1 protein-coding gene is annotated in these 292 nt (G+C 71.2%); it reads left to right on the top strand.

The window, feature by feature from the left end:
- A partial coding sequence (locus tag AC0IYH_RS30910) for a hypothetical protein (RefSeq protein ID WP_471837996.1) occupies positions 1-238 on the top strand: 238 nt, incomplete at its 5' end.
- Positions 239-292: the final 54 nt, after the last annotated feature.

The raw sequence follows: 292 nt of genomic DNA, 5'->3' as shown, positions 1-292 counted from the left end.
CTACAGGAACGCCGATCTCGGCCCCGTGACGGTGACGCGCAAGGGCGGAGGCGTCACCTTCGACTTCCGCTCCATCGCCTCGCCGATGGGCACGCGCCGCAACGACGACGGCACGACCAGCTTCGTCGCGCTCGATCCGACTTTGCTGTTCTTCCCGCTGGTGGTCGGCACGCAGGACGGCAAGCGCACCCTGACCGCGCGCGACGGCCAGCACGAATTCGTGTTCGGGGAGGGATGATCGAACCGGCGGGGCGGTGGCGCGACGCCCCGCCCCGCCCTACACCCGCGGGGG

It is taken from the genome of Pseudomonas sp. AC463 (genome assembly GCF_979253585.1).
The sequence above is the reverse complement of the archived record's forward strand: the minus strand, read 5'-3'. Positions and strand labels throughout refer to the sequence as shown.